Origin of the sequence: Fictibacillus fluitans, assembly GCF_030418125.1 — a bacterium.
GTDB lineage: Bacteria > Bacillota > Bacilli > Bacillales > Fictibacillaceae > Fictibacillus_C > Fictibacillus_C fluitans.
This window is the reverse complement of record NZ_JAUHTR010000005.1, coordinates 53,335-70,555: the sequence shown is the minus strand read 5'-3', so window position 1 is coordinate 70,555 and position 17,221 is coordinate 53,335. Positions and strand designations below refer to the sequence as shown.

Below are 17,221 nucleotides of genomic sequence, written 5' to 3'. Positions count from 1 at the left end.
AAAAGTTTCCCCTGGTCATTTTAAATAACGGTCTTTAATGATATTACGGTGATGTAGCTCATGGCCGGCAATAATAAAAGCAAGGGCCCTTGCTGTTACTTCTTCATTGTTCGCCGCTCCTCTTCGTTTTAACACATCGTAACTCAACGTGTTCAAAAGTGAGACAGTAGCCTGGCGGATACTTGTGTAATGCTGAATCAAGTCCGTTAATGAGTGATCGTTAAACGCTGCAGCTTTTACATACAGCTCATCATCGTATCCCGGCAAGGATACGGTTTCCCCTCTGGCAATGCAAAGCATCCTGTAGTTCATGATCCATTCAGTATCCGCCATATGTCCAAGGACTTCTTTAAGGCTCCATTTATTCGGCGCATAGCGGTATTCACCATCTTTCTCAGATAACGAGTTTAGCAGAGAAGCCGTTTCCTTGATTTGCTGTTTCAGTGTTTCTAAAAGGTCTCCTTCAGGCACCAGCTGGACGTAAGATTCAAAGTTCTCGGCATATTCATCAGGTCTTGGCCGTTCAGTCATTGTTATCCCCCTTTTCAGTCATTGATCCAATCACATAGCTATATTCCTTAAACCACCTTGTGTATCCTGCTGTAACAGGAAATCTGTATTCACGGAGCGAAGATAAATAAAAATACATAAAAGGGGTTCAATGATGAGATTAATAGTAACACCAATCAACCAAGAATTCGCACTGGAGATTTTAAATTGGAATTATGAAGCACCATATGACTTTTACAATATGGATACAAGCAATGATTCCATGAATGAACTTCTTGAAAATTCCTATACCGTTGTGCTGGATGAAAAGGATAATCTGACAGGCTTTTTTTGCACCGGAACGGCTGCCCAGGTTCCGGCTGGAGAGCAGGTAGGGGCTTATAAGAAAGATGCACTGGATATCGGACTGGGAATGAATCCGGAATTAACCGGCCAGGGCAATGGTTCTTTGTTTTTATCTTTCATACTGGAATATCTTGAGGGACAATCCAGGGACAGGGCATTTCGTTTAACCGTGGCTTCCTTTAATAAGCGGGCCATTCGTTTATATGAGAAATTCGGTTTTCGTGAAATCTTCGCTTTTCACAGGGGAGAAGCGGAATTTATTGTGATGGTCAGAGATTAAATGGCGGTTTAGCCGACAGGGACCTAGATAAAAAAAGAAAAGGCAGGACCTTGTAGTGCCTTGCCTTCTGGCTTGTTTCTAAAGCACATTTCCTCCGGAGATCTTGACCGCTTCTCCGATAATGTTTTCGGCAGCCCCGGTAAGGAGAAAGACAATTGTATTCGCCACTTCTTTTGGAGTGCTGATCCGCCCGGAAGGTATCCCGGCCTCTGCTTTTTCCAGCTGCTCCTCATAGCTTCTGCCGAATTTCTTTCCCTTTCGGGCGATACTGTCACGGCCCATTTTCGTATCGACATACCCTGGGCATACGGCATTAACCTGGATGCCGCGCTCAGCCGCTTCCACCGCCAATGACTGGGTAAAGCCAATGAGTGCAAACTTGGACCCCGCATAAGCACTGTTTCCGGATGTTCCCCTTAGGCCTGAGAGGGAGGAAACATTCACGATGGCCCCTTTTTCCGGATTCGTCTCAAGCATGTTCCGATAGACCAATTGGGTGAAAAGGACGGTTGAAAAAAAGTTCAGCTCCATTATTCTTCTTAATTCGTTTTCCTTTAGCTCTTCAAGTACACCGCCGCCAGCAATTCCCGCCGCGTTTACGAGACCCGTTACCGGCCCGATTTCGTCAAGGGCCCCTGTCAGCAGGCTTTCCCGTTCTTCATGCGTATCAAGGTCGGCACTGAACAGATGAACGGAAATATCGGAATTCAGTTCCTCACACTTTCCTTTGAGTGTAACGAGCTTATCTTCGTTACGTCCCGTAATGGTTATATTTGCGCCTGCCGCTGCACACGCTTTGGCCGTTTCCCAGCCGATGCCGCCTGTCGCACCTGTGATGATGATGTGCTGCCCTTTTAGCGCGTCTTTTGAAAAAATCGTCATCTGTTTGCCTCCTTGTCGTACTGTTACTAATTTACATTTTCCCTATCTTGGTGGACTAAAAACTTCTTATATAAGAGGGGTGGAACCTATATTATGGAGAACTGCAGCGTGAATAAAATGGATATCAGAAGACCGTCAAAGGAAGATCAAGAAGAACTGAATCAGTTTTTTGCATCGGTCATTAAACATACGTTTAAAAAGGAAGGACTGTCTCATCTGACAGAGGAGATGGAAGAGGAACTAAGACAGAAGAAGGGTTTTCTGGAGAGCGATCTGATCAGTAAGGGAAAGAAGTATTACTTTCTGGTTGCCGCTGATGTCATCAGCAGCCAAATCATTGGAACAATTGCCTGCGGACCGGCTAATGCACTGATCATCCGCTGTGCTAACGGAGCGTTGAAAGATTGGAAGGAGATTGGGACCGTTTACGTCCATCCGGACTATCAAAAACAGGGAGTGGGGTCTGCCTTACTGAATCATCTGCTAGCTGATATGAAGAGAAAGGGGATCACACATTATTGCCTGGACAGCGGCTATAAACAAGCCCAGGCCGTATGGAAAAAGAAACTGGGAGAGCCAGAGTATTTAATGAAGAATTATTGGGGGGAAGGAAGTCATCATATGATTTGGAGCGCAACCATTTAACTTCCTCATCTTTTGCAGGATGAGGAAGTTTTTATGGTCATCATAATTCGATATGAAATTGATCCAATAAATCTTTAAAAGCCGGTCGTTCGTTGCCGTCCCTGCCTTTGACATGGGCAGCGGTTACCAGTGAATTCAGCACCGCTTCCTCCACGGCTTCTCCAACTGCACGGAAGGCCGTATCCAGATCTTCTTCATGTATCACTGGGATGGTTAAACATTCGGCAGGCTTTGTATGCGGAATGGTTACAGCGGTTGAAAATCCGATCGCGATTTCACCGCTGCCGTGCGTGATAATGGACCCTGTTCGTGAGAGTCCTGCAACAGACCGCTTAATGATCCGGTTTAGCTGCCGGTCCGAAACAGGCAAGTCGGTGGCAATGATGATCATGATGGACCCTTTGTCCTTTTCCTCCCACGATTGCAGCAAGGTTTCTTTTAATTCCTGGCCGATCATCCGTCCGTTGATCATAAGATCGCTTAATATTCCAAAGTTGGACAGCACCAGAGCCCCCAGCGTATATTTGCCATGACTCAGCTGAAACTGGCGGGAGGAGGTGCCGATGCCTCCTTTCAAGGAATAACAAAGCATACCGGTACCTGCGCCGACACTGCCCTCCTCAATCGCTGTTGAAGCTTTATGAATCGCTTGAAGCACATGCTCCTTTGTTACGTATTGAGCACGTACGTCGTTCAGCAGCATATCATTGCATTCGCCGATGACAGGATTTACTGTTCCCGTGGTACGCCCAATTTCAGGGTTATGCTCCATCGTGTATTGAATGACCGCATCTGCAGCCGTTCCAATACTAAGGGTATTGGTTAAAACAATCGGAGTTTCAATCACGCCTAATTCCTGCATCTGAATGGCGCCCATCGTTTTTCCAAAGCCATTGATTACATGGCTTGACGCAATCAGTTTTTCTTTAAAAAGGTTGCCGGGATGGGGAAGAATCGCAGTAACCCCGGTCTGCATGTTTCCTTCACTGAGTGTTACATGGCCCACTCTGACTCCTTCCACATCCGTAATGGCATTATGCTGTCCTGTTTCGAACCGTCCAATTTGAATTCCATAATCGCGTATCCGCTTTTGATGCTGCATGCCAGTTGCCACCCTTCATCATCTAATTCTTTCTATTATCTATTATAAAGTTCTTTTTGTTTAAAAAGGAATTGCTTCAAGCGCAAAGAAGTTATAATGCGTTGCTGTTCATTAAAAGGAGGGTTCATGGATGTCACAAATTATTATTAACCAATTCAGCATGGCCAGAAACTGGACGATTGAACTGGCAGAAGATTTGACGGAGGAAATAGCCAATATGCAACCGGAGGGCTTTAACAATACAATCAAGTGGCAGTTGGGGCATATCATTGGCGCTGCCGAGTACTTTATGCGCATTCTGCCCGGGAACCAAGCAGAATTGCCTGTGCTTTATCAGGAACTTTTTTCTCCGGGCACTCGTCCATCGGAATGGAAAAGTGAACCGCCTCATTTGAGCGAAATAACAATTGAATTAAAAAAACAACTGGAACGAATCAATAAAATTTCTCCTGAACAGCTTAAAGAAACCCTGAAGGAACCTGTCCATCATTTTAATACAGTGGCAGACAGTGCGTCGTTTTGTGTGTTGCATGAGTCTGTTCATGTGGGACAAATCCAAATTATGAAGCAGTTTTTCAAGGTATAGACCATAGACAGTAAAAAAGGAAATAGGATGAAAGCAATGTTTTCTTAAGTGAGGGATACGATGAATGTGATGATTAACATGCCTTTATATAATTATGAAGTTCCTGACTTGAGAGAGGCCATCGGTTGGGCTAGACGGGATCAGGATTATCCTGTGCTGCTTAAACGATGTAACTTTTGGGCTGGCGCGAGAGATGAGGCAAACCGGCTCATTGCCTTTGGCTATGTTTGTGGAATGGGGCTTGAGCATGGGTACATGGAAGACATTATGGTTCACCCCAATTATCAAAAACAAGGCCTTGGGGCAGCTGTTGTAAAAGAATTATTGAGTGAATCCGAGCGCTTTGGCCTCGAAATCGTGACGGTTAGTTACGCAAGTGAAAACCAGGCATTTTATAAAGCTTGCGGATTTACTCATGGATCCGGCGGCGTTTGGCAAGCCAAGGATTTAATAACATGAGAAAAGAGCAGCCTGCACTTATAAGCTGCTCTTTTCTTGCGTCACAGGAACAACCAAAAAGGAATGCTCGTCCTGGTTGATGTATAGCTGGTGCAGGCGGCAATCCAGTTCATCATCGATGATTTTTGGAATGGTGATGACGCCTTTTTTATTCATTTTAACGTATTTCAGGGTAAAGCCAGTGGCAGGTGTTTTCTTTGTGATAATAATCCGATTGTTTTCTTTATGTACAGACAATAGGTCATTTTCTGAGATGTTAAATTCTTCCCGCCATTGTATAGGTAACAGCAATACGCGGTTTTTGCGGGGCATATAGTATTTATCACATTCTACGATCAATTGTCATGCTCCTTTGTCAGGATATGTTATATAAACTTTACCATATTTTTCGAATATTCAAAAGGAATAAAAACGTTTCACTTAGCCGCATTGATTTTACGTCACAAGTATTAATATAGTGTTTAATCCCCAAATAACGAAGATAAAACAGCAGGTCTGATGTATAGTAATGGTAAATTTCATATAGCAAGGTGGTAGAATGCCAGTGAGAGTACTGTTGGAAATGATTCGTATTTTGGTAATTATATTTTTTCTTGGGGCGATTATGGAAGGATTATTGACTTTTATTTATGGTGCCATTGGTGTTAACGTTAAGAATACCTGGAGGATGGCTGGTCGGGATTGCGATTTACATCCACGAACAACTTTTTAATGATGCATATAAGCCATTAGTTACCATCCCCGGATTTCAGCTGAACTTCTGGAGGTATTACATTTACGGAATAGGAAGAAAATACATTTTTACTTCTTATTCGCACGAAATGCTAGATTTTACATACTATATTGAGAGAATTGAAGATTCATATCTTCGTCTCGATTTGAGAGTAAGGAGGTGATTTTAATGTCATTCCTCCAGCACCATCATTCTTGTGGATGTTCGTCTCATAAAAAGAAATCAAAACGTTCTTCCAGTTCCTCCAGCTCTTCAAGCTCTTCTTCAGAGTACGTTCTTAAATGTAAGAAGGTAAAAAAAGAGAAGAAGAAAAAGAACAGCTGCCATAGTCATAAGAGCTTATTTTAATTTAAAGACAAGTCGCCTGGCGGGCGGCTTTTTTAATGTGAAAAAAGGAGTACACTACATAAAAGAGAAAGAATACATTGAACTGATATGAAGGTGAAATGAATGAACGCAAAAGCTTTAAGCATGGCACTGATAACGATCATTATTTGGGGATCTACATTTGCTGCTATCCGGTACAGCCTGCATGGCGGCTACTCAGCGGGACATCTGGTGCTTGTCCGGTATTTGATTGCATCCCTGGCATTTATTTTATATGCGATTATGCCAGGTGCCCGGTTCCGATTTCCGAGAAAACAAGACGTTTTGCGGCTGCTCCTGCTCGGATGGGTGGGAATCAGCATCTATCATATTGGAGTCACGTTTGGTGAACAGACTATTTCAGCCGGAACGGCGGGCATGCTGATTGGGGCTGCTCCCATATTTACTGCACTATTTGCGGTTATCGTATTGAAGGAGCACCTTGGAGTATCAGGCTGGACGGGTTTGGCTATTGGTCTTACCGGAATTGTGCTGATTACAGTGGGAAGTTCGGGATCATCATTGACCATTTCAGGTGGTGCCCTGCTCGTGTTAATGGCTGCAGTGGCGACTTCTGTCTTTTTCGTATATCAAAAGCCTTTTTTAAAACGCTATTCTCCCATTGAGCTTACGGCTTATGTGACATGGGCAGGGACGCTGCCTTTTTTCTGGTTTGCTCCCGGGCTTTTTGATTCAATCAGGCATGCGACAATGGAAGCCCATATTTCCACCCTGTATGTGGGTATTTTTCCGGCTGCGATTGCCTATGTGACGTGGGCCATTGCTTTATCGTCAGGAAAAGCGAGCGCGGTGGCCAGCATGATGTATTTGGAACCGGGAGTCGCCATCCTGACTGCCTGGGTCTGGCTAAAGGAGTGGCCAAGCACTTTGTCTCTAATTGGGGGATTGGTTGCTGTTGTGGGTGTGCTTGTCGTGAATGGTTTGGGAAGAAAACGAACGGCAGTTGAAAAGAAATCAGCCTAAAGGAAAGGCAGCTGATCGGATCAGCTGCCTTTTACTGTTTATACAGGGGGGATTATAGGAGAGGAAATCCGTTACTTGCGCTAATGAGAGATTTAGTTGCGGTTCGACACGAAATACTTGCGGTTTGACACGATTTACTTGCGCTAACTTGCCCGTTACTTGCGGTTCGACAAGAAATAGTTGCATATCACGTCATTTTCATAAATCCGCACGAAAAAAAGAGGCCGTATCATGCGGGCGGCCTCATCTTAACTATGTACGATTCTCTGTCAGGTAGCTTTCAACAGCTGGCGGGGAGTAGGAGATGAATTGATCGATCAAATCCTTGGGTTGGGCGGATGAAAGCACCATTTTACGGTGTTTCTCCTCCATAAAATTTTCGCCAGCCATATGGTTGAACAGGGAGAGGAGCGGGTCATAATAGCCATTGGTGTTAAGCAAACCGACCGGCTTTTCGTGCAGCCCCAGCTGGGCCCATGTAAAGATCTCGAAAAATTCTTCAAGCGTTCCGGCACCGCCAGGAAGAACCATGAAGCCGTCTGCCAGCTCAGCCATTTTTGCCTTGCGTTCATGCATGGAATCCACGACAACCAGCTGAGTCAGGCTTTTATGAGCGATCTCCCGCTTTTCGAGAAATTCGGGCATGATGCCAATAACCCGGCCGCCGTTCGCCATAACAGCGTCCGCGACTGCTCCCATGACGCCTGCACTCGATCCGCCATATACGAGGCCAATGCCGCGGTCGGCCAGTTCTTTTCCAAGTTTAGCTGCTTCTTTCACATATACATCTGATTTGCCGCTTCTCGATCCACAAAATACAGCAATATGCTTCATGGTAAAATTCCTCCCTTACTTTTTAACAATTGCAGATCATAAGTACATTGCCGTCCTCATCCTCAAAATTAAAAAAGGCAACTTCCCCAATACGTTCAATTTCCCTGACAATGGTGATGTTGTTATCTTTCATGAACCGGTAAGTTTCATCCACATCGGTGACCAGGAAATTAAACACGGGGTGCTTTGAAGGGCTGAAAACAAAGGCCGGGTCAAATGCGTGGTTGTCCAGGGTTAAGCCCGTATCACCCGTAACCGGAAGATTGTATACCGGAGACTCCACCTGTTTTGGGGCAGGCAGTCCAAGAAGCTTGCTGTACCACTCTGCGGCCCTTTTTAAATCTGTAACATGAATAAATACGTTATTTACTTTACATGAGACGGGGGATAGAACTTCGGTCATTTTTAAGTACTCCTTTCACATCATTCATGTATCTATTTGACAGGAGTACTGAAAGTCCTTTTACAGCGGAATATTCCTATTCAACCATTCTTGTATTTACATACCCAAGCAGTATGATGAATCCAATGAGAACGATGGGCATTAATATCAAAGCCTCCAGATTTTCAATAAAGGCAGCGGCAACTAATACAAGGCCGGCGATTAAGTCGTAGCCACCGATCAGTCTGGCCAATTTGTCCTGATCCCGTACCCGTTTTTGATTAAATCCGGATAAAAGCCACGTTTGTTTTTTTACGCCAACGAAATATGCAAGCACCAAAAATATGATTCCGAAAATCAATAAATTCTGATCCATGTTATACCCTCCATTGTTTGTTTTATCTTTTTCTTGCGATCAACGGAACGAGATAAAATGCGATGAGGAACGTAATGACGAGGTAAATCATTAGATAATCGACCTGTATCATTCGTTTGTTCAAAAGCTGGTGGACAACCAGCAAATAAATGAATAGAAGAAGGTTAGAAAACGAGAAAATCTGAAGCGAGGTTTGTTTAATGTTATCATTGATCCTCTCGTCATACTCAATTTCATCCCGGGCTTTTTGTTTTTCGATTCTCAGCCATTTAAAGCCGGCCGTTATAATCAGTAAAGCAGTTAAAAATCCCCATTGAAATTGACCGGTGATAAGGGTCATGGCACCTAAGCCAACAATTGCACCGATGATCACAGTCATCACATTGACCTGCATTTGCATCAACTCCCTGGTAAGTTTAGTCTTCGATCCAGAACAGTTCATCCAGCGGACGTTCCAGGTATTTACTGATCAAGAGGCAAACCCGTATGGTTGGATTGTATTTTTGAGCTTCGATCAGGTTCATGGTCTGCCGTGTAACACCAACCAGTTTGGCAAATTCCCCCTGTGTCAGTCCGCCTTTTTCAATACGTGCTATTTTTATCTTGTTACGTACAGTGAAGTCCTTCACTTTTGCCGCTCCTTATTTTCCTTATACTTCCATTGTAATATATATTTTACTTTTTACAACTATAGTTTACAAAAAAAGGCATGCGCCTTCTTTTAAAAGACGCATGCCGAACCCTCTATTTCTTTAAAAAAATGCAGAATATCGGAATTAAGGCGCTTATGATGTGTGACAAACAAGCCGTGAGCTGCTCCTTTATAAATGATAAATCGGTTGTTTTTCACAAGACCTGCAGATTTCATACCACACCCATGAAGGGGAGTATTTTGGTCCTGATCTCCTTGTATCAGTAAAACGGGAGAGGAAGATGAGGAGTTTCCCTTTTCCATAGTCTTGGTAAAATAAACGGACGCTATATTTTGTTTGTAAATAAGGCATCTTTTAACTCCTTTCGTCAAGCTTGCCTGGAATAGGTGATCGATTGTAATAACGATGAAATGGTAGAGAAGTGCATGGCCTCATGAATGGTCACGAAGTTGAAAAGCTCACCTGAGGTTTCAAACGTTAAAGGCCCCAATTCCATTACTGGTGTTAGTCTATTTTCAAAAACATCTGGTGAAATATGATCCAAGTGGAGGGATTGTTCGGATAATTTTGAGACGAGCTCTTCTTTGGCGGGAGGAGCCACGGACCATTGATCGGGATTGGTACCTGTATTAAATAATTGTTCATAGTGAGCGGGAAGTGCAGGACTTTTTGAAAAAGCAATTGAAAGTAAATAATCATGGACAAAAACGATGTGACCAACGTTCCAGCGAATAGTATTATTAAAGAGTGCGGGCTTAGTGTCTAATAACACTTCGGGAACCGCTTTTACTTGTTGAAGGACCATGCTTCTAACTGATTTTGCCGATTTCAGTAATGTATGAGACATATGATCATTCCTCCGTTTTCTTTTTTTGAAAGCGTATCTTTTACAGTTTCAGTATAGGAAGGTATTAAAATCCCATCAATATCGCGTTTCTTATGATCATGATTGGTTTCAGTTATGATGTAAAACAGGGAGGGGGTATCCTATGGAATTAAGGCAACTGGAGTATTTTATGGTAATTTGTGAGGAGCTTCATTTTTCGAGAGCAGCAGAAAAAATCCTGGTATCGCAGCCGAATCTAAGCCAGCAAATCAAATTGCTTGAGAATGAACTGGGAATGCCTTTGTTTCATCGAACAGGCAAAAAGATTTCCCTCACTGAAGCAGGGGGAATTCTTCATGAGCAATGTCTGCATATTTTCTCCCATATTAAACAAGCTCAAGACAGCATTGCGGACCTGAAAGTAGGGAAAGGCGGTTCTCTGAAGATCGGTGTTTTGCCTGGGGATGCTGATCTTGTATTTGATGCCCTTCTTCTCGATTTTCACAGAGTTCATCCGGATACCTCGGTTTCATTAATTGAAACGATGGATGTTACCGAACAAGTCCTAGGCGGGGGAATCGACATTGGCATCACCGTTTGCCCTGATCCTGATGGGCGGCTTGTTGAAATCCCGCTGTTTGAGGAGACGTTTTCCCTGGCGGTTCATACGGATACACTTTATGCGCATAAGAAGTCTCTTTCTTTTAGAGATATACAAAAAATGAAATTGGTCATGTTTCCAGGTTATCATCAATGCCGTAAATTGATTGACCGATATTGTCTGGAAGCAGGATTTAAAATAAAACCGTCAATGGAGACAACGACGTTATCCTCTTTGATCGCCATGGTGGAAAAAGAAATCGGGGCTGCCATTCTCCCTACTCTTCTTTTGGAAAATCTTAAGCACCCTATGATTAAAACAGTAGCGCTGATCACCCCGGTTCCCAGTCAGAAGATTTCCCTCATCTATAGAAAGGATAAGTTCCTGGGCTATACGGCTAAGGCGTTTATAGAAAAGGTTCAGACTTACATTCATGCGGCAAAAGAGACCTTGGAAACAAAAAACAGTTGAACAGTTAATGTTCGTGTTTTATAATAGCAACTAGCGTTAACTAACTGGATAAATCAAAAAATCCTCATCAATCCGATGAGGTAGAGGTCGCGGCTTTTATAAGTAGGACGTACGAGATGCAGAAAAGACATCATAGACTCCGTGTGAAAGGAAAAGCTGCCGAAATTTATACTTATCTCTGGAAGTATGAATTGGGGCTGTTTTCGAACAGAAACAGCACTGTCACGCTCACATTACCGGTGGGTGGGATGCGCTATCTTACGGAAGGCATGATGCGGGTAGAATAGAACTGCCGCCAAACTGCGTTTTGGCGGCTTTTTTTATTTCCCACTCCTTCCAAAACGAAAAGGAGTTTTTTTATGCAAAACACAGCAAAGAATACAGCACCAGCCGGTTCAGGCGAATTACAGCGAAAACTGAAGTCCCGGCACTTAACGATGATTTCGCTCGGCGGAACCATCGGAACCGGACTGTTTCTGGCCAGCGGAGGCTCCATTCATACGGCCGGACCCGGAGGCACGCTTTTATCATTCGTAGTCATCGGTATCATGGTGTTCTTCTTGATGACAAGCCTGGCGGAAATGGCAGCCTACATGCCAGTGGCAGGATCGTTCAGCACCTATGCCACAAAATTTGTGGATCCTTCCCTTGGATTTGCTCTGGGATGGAACTATTGGTACAACTGGGCGATTACGATTGCTGCAGAGCTTGCGGCGGTTACGCTCATTATGAAATTTTGGTTTCCTGATACGCCTTCCTACATTTGGAGTGCGCTGTTTTTAGCCATTATGTTCTTATTGAACTATTTATCTGTTAAAGGGTTTGGAGAGTCAGAATACTGGTTTTCTCTGATTAAAGTGGTTGCGGTTATTATCTTTTTAGTTCTCGGTACACTAATGATTTTTGGAATTCTCGGTGGGGAAGCAATCGGCTTTAAAAACTTCACCATTGGTGATGCTCCGTTCAATGGCGGATTCTTTACCACGCTTGGCGTCTTTATGGCTGCAGGGTTTTCCTTTCAGGGAACCGAATTGCTTGGTGTTGCAGCGGGTGAGACGGAGGATCCGAAGAAGAACATTCCAAAAGCGGTCAAGAGTGTGTTCTGGCGCATTCTACTGTTCTATATTCTTGCGATTTTAGTGATCAGCTTAATCATTCCTTATACGGACAGCAGGCTGGCAAGAAGTGATATCACCGTGAGTCCGTTTACCCTGGTATTTGATAAAGCAGGAATTGCATTTGCGGCGTCTGTCATGAATGCGATCATTTTAACCGCTGTTCTTTCTGCCGGCAACTCCGGTATGTATGCTTCCACCCGTATGCTGTGGGACCTGGCACGTGACGGAAAAGCACCAAAGTTTCTGTCAAAGCTTGATTCCCGCGGTGTGCCGGTTCCGGCGCTCATTGTGACGGCCGCGGTTGGAGCAGTAGCCTTTCTAGCTTCCTTGTTTGGTGACGGAGCCATTTATACATGGCTGCTGAACGCCTCGGGAATGTCAGGATTTATCGCCTGGCTTGGTATAGCGATCAGCCATTACCGCTTCCGAAAGGCGTATGCCGCTCAAGGCAGGGATCTTCGTGAACTTCCGTACCGGGCAAAATGGTTCCCGATTGGACCGATCTTCGCCTTTCTGCTTTGTTTTGTCGTTATTCTCGGACAAAATTATTCCGCGTTTACCGGTGATACGGTCGATTGGCAAGGCGCGCTCGTTTCTTATATTGGTATACCCATTTTCCTGGCGGTATGGCTCGGATATAAGTTTAAACACAAAACAAAAGTTGTTCCTCTTAAAGAGTGCGATTTTGAATAAAGTTATGGCAGGAGCCCATTGGGTTCCTGTGTGTTTTTTTACAAAAAATAAAGGATATTTTTCTTTTGCGAAGAATTATCGTATTAACATTTACGTCAGGTGGAAAAGGGGATACATAATTGAACAAAAAACTTGCGCATTTCACTCAACCCGAGCCCTTGAAAGACGAGGGGATTCACATCTTTTATTATTCTGATAGAGTAGAGGATTATGTTCAAAACGCGGTATCCTACATTATCGCGGGGATTGAACAAGAGGAATACATATTATTTTTGGAAAATGAGCGCATTATTCCAATGATTCAAAAGGAATTAGAAAATGCATTAACCCCGGAGCAGTTAAAGAACGTGCATTTCATCAATAATTTTGATTTTTACTTCTGGAATGGCAATTTTTATCCAGAGACGATTTTATCTAATTTCTCTAAAATTGTTACTCCTTTAATTGAAACAGATAAGGCGGTCCGGACATGGGGCCATGTGGAATGGGGTTCACAGGAGGAGTTTGAAGAAACGCTTGAAAAATTTGAAATCGAAGTGGATCAAATGCTCAAAAATGTAAGGGTCATTACGGTATGTGCCTACAATGCTGAACGGGTTTCCGACGATCTCAAGGACAAGCTGATGAGATACCATGATTATTTTATGACCGATGAGGATGTCAGGCCGGTAAAGCATTAATAACTACTATAGAAAAAGAGACACGTTTTTGTATTAAGCGTGTCTCTTTCTCATTGTTCGTGATAAAACAGCAGCCCTAGCACCTGAGGATAATGGTAGACCGGGTTATGCATAAACCCACGCCGTTTCATATTGCCCTTCCGATCGGATTTAAACAGGTTTTGTTTTCCGGTATAGAAACAGATGTACCAGATTTTCACCATTTGATAAAACTCATAATAGGCTCTGTCAGACAGGGTAAGATCCCTTGGAAACCCGATCTCATACAGGCACTCCATAAAAAAGGCTTCAGCGACCCGGTCGGTGTCGTCTGAAATTTTTCCGCGTTGTACGTGATACCCCCGATTCTCCAGGTAGTGGCTGAAGCCATTCAGCGTATTTCCGCGGCACAGAAGAAGTTCTTCATCCTTTTGCACATTTAGTTTTTTCAAAAGAGACATGATATGCTCTTCTTTGGACGTCCTGTCCGCTGTTTCCTGCGGAAGCGGGATATAAACCGCTGCATGCTCTCCTGTTTCCATTCGTCTTGCCGCAAATACTTCTCCCAGAATCGGACACCCGTTTCCGGCATCATCAACTTCGATCATTAAAAACTCTCCCGTTGTCAGAATATCGTTGTCAGTTGACCTCAACTCTATTATACATAATCCCACGATTAAAAAAATGAGCGGTCTACAAATACTTCAAAAAAATCCCAATACCAGGGCTTAAAAACTTAAAAAAACCCTCTTCTTGATAGTATAGTTAATTGGACCACATTTTAGAATGGAGGACATGCTCATGGAACCATTAAGGGATGTGGGTATGTGGTAAACAGCAAGAGGCCGATTGCCTCTAAACGCGCAATCCGGCCTCTTTGTTCATAATAATAAGGTTCTGCTGAATCCGAGGTATCGCGCACCATGAAAGCTCAGCTCACCGGGCATCTCCTTCAACAAGCATTCCGAATTCTTCCCCCGAAACTTTAAATTCCAGCCGTTCCCCATTTTCCAATTGAAAGGTCACATAATACCTATTATACGCCCTTGATTCCCCGCCGCCATGAACCGCAGTTCGTTTCGTTACTACCATTGCTTTTTCTGGCGGAGATTGGTTGTTTTTATTCCCTTTTGCAGTGTCTATTATTACGGAAACGACAATGGCCGCAATGATAAAAATCGTAACAGCTCCAATGAGGAATGGAAAGGCTCCAACTCCAAACGGATCATCCAGCAAGGGTATTCCTCCTTTTTTCACTTCTGGTTATTTGTCCCGAAAAGAAATATAAAATTTTGGATTAAAATGAAACTTTTTGTTATCCTTACCGTATATGATAATGGACAAGTTTTTTAGACTATAAAATGGAAGAGGGAATATACAATATGTTGAAGAAGATTATTGCGGCTACTCTGGTCATGACCTTTGTATTTATGCCAGTAAAAGACATTGTGTTTCATGACCATGCCCAAACTGTAAGTGCGAAAGGCTATCGTTCGGGGGTTAAATCCTTCAATACGAATAAAGGAAGCGGAAATTCATTTTTCAAAAATAAAGGCACTCAGCAAAATAAGCAGCAAAACAGTATTTTCAGCAAAAATAAGAGCACAGCAGCCAAATCCCAAAAAGGCGGATTTCTAAAAGGCATGATGTTCGGTGGTATCGCCGGTATGCTGTTTGGCGGATTGCTGGGCAATATGGGCGGACTTGGTTCGTTGCTTGGCCTCTTTATTAACGTGATCGCGATCCTGGTCATCATTTCCTTGATCACCCGCATCTTCTCGAACATTAAAAACAGCCGCCGCAAGCGCGAGGAGTATGATGGATGGAAACGCTAACGCTAACGCTCTCTGAGCAGGACATCATCAACGCCCTTTGTCTGCACCTTGCCAACAAAAAGGAAGTAGCACCAGAAGACGTTGAGGCAGAACTGCTTTTTGATGATGATTATGGGTTTTCAGCTGAAGCGTATGTGGGAGGCAGAAAACAGGTACTGATCGAAGCCAACATGATTGAAGCACTTCGTTTTTATCTGGATACACAAATGAATATTGATCCAATTTCAGCAGGCTTGGAATTGGTTCTGGACGAAGAGGAAGGCATTATTGCCAACGTCAGAGCCAGATAAAGAAAACCACCAGCCCTTACGAAGGGCTGGTGGTTTTTATTTGTTTCAGGAAAGATTCGGGCATTACGACAGCCGTCACTTCGCCTTTTACACAAAGGATATCAGCGGCAAATACTTCAGTATGTACTTTCCACTTTTTCGGATGAATCTCTTCCATCGTTCCCACAGCCCTTAAAGGAGTGCCATGAGGGGTGGGCTTCATAAAGTCCACCTTAAGCGAGGCTGTTACAAACCGGGGCGGTTCATGGCCATCACCAGGTTCATGGCCATTTTTCCGGTGCAGGGCAAGCGAGGCAGAACCTGTACCATGGCAATCAATTAATGAAGCAATCAGCCCGCCATACACAAACCCGGGCACCGCGGTGTGTTCCGGTTCCGGTGTATAGACCGTCTCCGTCAGCTCCCCATTCCACCTTGTTTTAAATTGGTGGCCCTGATCATTCAGTTTCCCACATCCATAACACCAAGAATAATCATCAGGATACACATCCTGTACTGCCGTTTTTTCTGCCATTTGTAGTCACTCACTTTCTGTCACATTGTCAGTATCCCTTTCCACAAAGAGCATTGAAAACCTTTATTGTTTTTCTTGAAAAGCAACAGATTTTTTAGTTTTCATTCTCCATCATTTCAACCAAAGACTTTGCCCTATGGTAAATTACCTTTCTTAAATGAGCTGGTGAGACAATTCGGATTTGGCTGCCAAACCCCAAAATATACTGAACTGCTTCTTCTTCAGTATCAAAGCAAAACGAAGCGGGGATCCATCCGTTAGAAAGCGGGTCCTCCAGGCGTATTTGCTGCACGAAGCGTCCTGTAAACCTGATCCGGGAAAGGATGGTGGGGGAAAGCTCTACCTCAACATCATATGTAGGAAGGGACTGAATGAATTGCTGTGATGATTGCTCCCAGTACTCGGCCAGGTTATAGTCTGCCGGTCGTTCAAATGTTTCGTCAGTGAATTGGGCGGACAAGATCCTGGAGGCACGGTAGGTGCGAATTTCCTGGCCGACACCTGCGATGAAATACCATGTGCTGCTTTTGGCCACCAAACCGAGGGGAGATACCATCCGTTCCCGCCGTTCACCATCCGCCCGTTCATAGTGGATGAGTAGCTTTTTATCCTGCCAAAGCGATTCTTGCAAAGTGGCAAAGGCTGTGATGTTCTCGGTAGATTGCCGCCAAGAACTGGTGTCTATATGGATGCGGTCCCACACATCCTTTGCCTGGCCATGAAAAGAAGCAGGAAGCGAAGCAAGCAGTTTCTCCCGGGCGGCATGCCAATCTTCACTGATTCCCAGATCTTTTAGCAAATGAAGGGAAGGAAGAAGAAATAACGACCTGATTTCCTCCGCTTTTAACCCCGTCAAATTGGTTTTATAAGATTCAAGCAAACGCCATCCGCCAGATGTTCCACGTTCAGCAATTACGGGGATACCGGCAGAACTCAGGGCATCCATGTCACGGTGGATGGTGCGAGGGTTGACTTCAAGCTCATTTGCCAGTTCCTTCGTGGTGAGTTTGCCCCTGTTTTGCAGCAATAAAATTATGGAAATCAGCCGGTCTGCGCGCATGGTTTTCCCTCTCTTTA

Annotated in this window: 25 protein-coding genes and 1 riboswitch; of the genes, 10 read left to right on the top strand and 15 right to left on the bottom strand. The window is 44.0% G+C overall.

What is annotated here, in order from left to right:
* Positions 1-15: 15 nt before the first annotated feature.
* Positions 16-531 (bottom strand): DinB family protein, encoded by a 516-nt coding sequence (locus QYB97_RS11040; RefSeq protein WP_301166059.1) that lies wholly within the window; start codon positions 529-531, stop codon positions 16-18.
* Between the two features lie 130 nt (positions 532-661).
* Between QYB97_RS11040 and QYB97_RS11035 the strand changes: the two genes are divergently transcribed.
* The gene (locus tag QYB97_RS11035; protein ID WP_301166058.1) at positions 662-1,135 is read left to right on the top strand and encodes a GNAT family N-acetyltransferase; all 474 of its coding nucleotides are present in this window, start codon (positions 662-664) and stop codon (positions 1,133-1,135) included.
* A 78-nt stretch (positions 1,136-1,213) separates the two neighbouring features.
* Here the strand turns inward: QYB97_RS11035 and QYB97_RS11030 are convergent, their stop codons facing one another.
* Positions 1,214-2,017: an SDR family NAD(P)-dependent oxidoreductase gene (locus QYB97_RS11030; RefSeq protein WP_301166057.1), complete on the bottom strand. Its 804-nt coding sequence runs from the start codon at positions 2,015-2,017 to the stop codon at positions 1,214-1,216.
* 117 nt (positions 2,018-2,134) lie between these two features.
* Between QYB97_RS11030 and QYB97_RS11025 the strand changes: the two genes are divergently transcribed.
* A complete protein-coding gene (locus QYB97_RS11025) occupies positions 2,135-2,662 on the top strand; it encodes a GNAT family N-acetyltransferase (protein ID WP_425589795.1) in 528 nt (175 codons plus the stop codon).
* A gap of 40 nt (positions 2,663-2,702) precedes the next feature.
* Here QYB97_RS11025 and QYB97_RS11020 read toward each other — a convergent pair whose 3' ends face one another.
* Positions 2,703-3,764 carry a DmpA family aminopeptidase gene (locus QYB97_RS11020; protein WP_301166055.1) on the bottom strand — a complete coding sequence of 354 codons (1,062 nt, stop codon included), beginning with the start codon at positions 3,762-3,764 and terminating at the stop codon, positions 2,703-2,705.
* A 130-nt stretch (positions 3,765-3,894) separates the two neighbouring features.
* On the opposite strand from QYB97_RS11020, the gene QYB97_RS11015 reads away from it, so the two are divergent.
* Entirely contained in the window at positions 3,895-4,350 is a 456-nt protein-coding gene (locus QYB97_RS11015; RefSeq protein ID WP_301166054.1) for a DinB family protein, read from the top strand.
* Between the two features lie 60 nt (positions 4,351-4,410).
* Complete coding sequence (locus QYB97_RS11010) at positions 4,411-4,809, top strand: GNAT family N-acetyltransferase (protein ID WP_301166053.1); 399 nt, start codon at positions 4,411-4,413, stop codon at positions 4,807-4,809.
* An 18-nt stretch (positions 4,810-4,827) separates the two neighbouring features.
* Here the strand turns inward: QYB97_RS11010 and QYB97_RS11005 are convergent, their stop codons facing one another.
* The gene (locus QYB97_RS11005; RefSeq protein WP_301166052.1) at positions 4,828-5,148 is read right to left on the bottom strand and encodes an AbrB/MazE/SpoVT family DNA-binding domain-containing protein; all 321 of its coding nucleotides are present in this window, start codon (positions 5,146-5,148) and stop codon (positions 4,828-4,830) included.
* A gap of 844 nt (positions 5,149-5,992) precedes the next feature.
* Here QYB97_RS11005 and QYB97_RS11000 point away from each other — a divergent pair.
* Entirely contained in the window at positions 5,993-6,892 is a 900-nt protein-coding gene (locus QYB97_RS11000; RefSeq protein ID WP_301166051.1) for a DMT family transporter, read from the top strand.
* Between the two features lie 252 nt (positions 6,893-7,144).
* Here QYB97_RS11000 and QYB97_RS10995 read toward each other — a convergent pair whose 3' ends face one another.
* The 7 genes from QYB97_RS10995 to QYB97_RS10970 form a co-directional block, all read right to left on the bottom strand.
* Complete coding sequence (locus QYB97_RS10995) at positions 7,145-7,726, bottom strand: LOG family protein (protein ID WP_301166050.1); 582 nt, start codon at positions 7,724-7,726, stop codon at positions 7,145-7,147.
* A gap of 22 nt (positions 7,727-7,748) precedes the next feature.
* Entirely contained in the window at positions 7,749-8,129 is a 381-nt protein-coding gene (locus QYB97_RS10990; RefSeq protein ID WP_301166049.1) for a VOC family protein, read from the bottom strand.
* Between the two features lie 76 nt (positions 8,130-8,205).
* The gene (locus QYB97_RS10985) at positions 8,206-8,484 is read right to left on the bottom strand and encodes a DUF3784 domain-containing protein (protein ID WP_301166048.1); all 279 of its coding nucleotides are present in this window, start codon (positions 8,482-8,484) and stop codon (positions 8,206-8,208) included.
* A 22-nt stretch (positions 8,485-8,506) separates the two neighbouring features.
* Entirely contained in the window at positions 8,507-8,878 is a 372-nt protein-coding gene (locus tag QYB97_RS10980; protein ID WP_301166047.1) for a DUF2178 domain-containing protein, read from the bottom strand.
* Between the two features lie 22 nt (positions 8,879-8,900).
* Entirely contained in the window at positions 8,901-9,113 is a 213-nt protein-coding gene (locus QYB97_RS10975; protein WP_301166046.1) for a helix-turn-helix transcriptional regulator, read from the bottom strand.
* 92 nt (positions 9,114-9,205) lie between these two features.
* Positions 9,206-9,439, bottom strand: a complete 234-nt coding sequence (locus QYB97_RS25200; RefSeq protein WP_356948177.1) for an alpha/beta fold hydrolase — start codon at positions 9,437-9,439, stop codon at positions 9,206-9,208.
* A gap of 65 nt (positions 9,440-9,504) precedes the next feature.
* Positions 9,505-9,984, bottom strand: a complete 480-nt coding sequence (locus QYB97_RS10970) for a DinB family protein (RefSeq protein ID WP_301166045.1) — start codon at positions 9,982-9,984, stop codon at positions 9,505-9,507.
* A 142-nt stretch (positions 9,985-10,126) separates the two neighbouring features.
* Between QYB97_RS10970 and QYB97_RS10965 the strand changes: the two genes are divergently transcribed.
* The 3 genes from QYB97_RS10965 (at position 10,127) to QYB97_RS10955 (ending at position 13,526) form a co-directional block, all read left to right on the top strand.
* Positions 10,127-11,035, top strand: a complete 909-nt coding sequence (locus tag QYB97_RS10965) for a LysR family transcriptional regulator (protein ID WP_301166044.1) — start codon at positions 10,127-10,129, stop codon at positions 11,033-11,035.
* Between the two features lie 73 nt (positions 11,036-11,108).
* Positions 11,109-11,299, top strand: a riboswitch (Lysine riboswitch).
* Positions 11,300-11,394: 95 nt separating this feature from the next.
* A complete protein-coding gene (locus QYB97_RS10960; RefSeq protein WP_301166043.1) occupies positions 11,395-12,846 on the top strand; it encodes an amino acid permease in 1,452 nt (483 codons plus the stop codon).
* A 119-nt stretch (positions 12,847-12,965) separates the two neighbouring features.
* Positions 12,966-13,526, top strand: a complete 561-nt coding sequence (locus tag QYB97_RS10955; protein WP_301166042.1) for an MEDS domain-containing protein — start codon at positions 12,966-12,968, stop codon at positions 13,524-13,526.
* 50 nt (positions 13,527-13,576) lie between these two features.
* On the opposite strand, the gene QYB97_RS10950 is transcribed toward QYB97_RS10955, so the two are convergent.
* Complete coding sequence (locus QYB97_RS10950; RefSeq protein ID WP_301166041.1) at positions 13,577-14,113, bottom strand: hypothetical protein; 537 nt, start codon at positions 14,111-14,113, stop codon at positions 13,577-13,579.
* A 328-nt stretch (positions 14,114-14,441) separates the two neighbouring features.
* Positions 14,442-14,741, bottom strand: a complete 300-nt coding sequence (locus tag QYB97_RS10945) for a DUF2500 domain-containing protein (protein ID WP_301166040.1) — start codon at positions 14,739-14,741, stop codon at positions 14,442-14,444.
* Positions 14,742-14,887: 146 nt separating this feature from the next.
* Here QYB97_RS10945 and QYB97_RS10940 point away from each other — a divergent pair, with 146 nt between their 5' ends.
* Both QYB97_RS10940 and QYB97_RS10935 read left to right on the top strand, forming a co-directional pair.
* Positions 14,888-15,340: a hypothetical protein gene (locus tag QYB97_RS10940; RefSeq protein ID WP_301166039.1), complete on the top strand. Its 453-nt coding sequence runs from the start codon at positions 14,888-14,890 to the stop codon at positions 15,338-15,340.
* Complete coding sequence (locus tag QYB97_RS10935) at positions 15,328-15,630, top strand: YxcD family protein (protein WP_301166038.1); 303 nt, start codon at positions 15,328-15,330, stop codon at positions 15,628-15,630. The genes QYB97_RS10940 and QYB97_RS10935 overlap by 13 nt, the downstream gene beginning before the upstream one ends.
* A gap of 16 nt (positions 15,631-15,646) precedes the next feature.
* Here the strand turns inward: QYB97_RS10935 and QYB97_RS10930 are convergent, their stop codons facing one another.
* Both QYB97_RS10930 and QYB97_RS10925 read right to left on the bottom strand, forming a co-directional pair.
* Positions 15,647-16,144, bottom strand: a complete 498-nt coding sequence (locus QYB97_RS10930; protein ID WP_301166037.1) for a PaaI family thioesterase — start codon at positions 16,142-16,144, stop codon at positions 15,647-15,649.
* A 94-nt stretch (positions 16,145-16,238) separates the two neighbouring features.
* Positions 16,239-17,204 carry a helix-turn-helix transcriptional regulator gene (locus QYB97_RS10925; protein ID WP_301166036.1) on the bottom strand — a complete coding sequence of 322 codons (966 nt, stop codon included), beginning with the start codon at positions 17,202-17,204 and terminating at the stop codon, positions 16,239-16,241.
* Positions 17,205-17,221 lie beyond the last annotated feature (17 nt).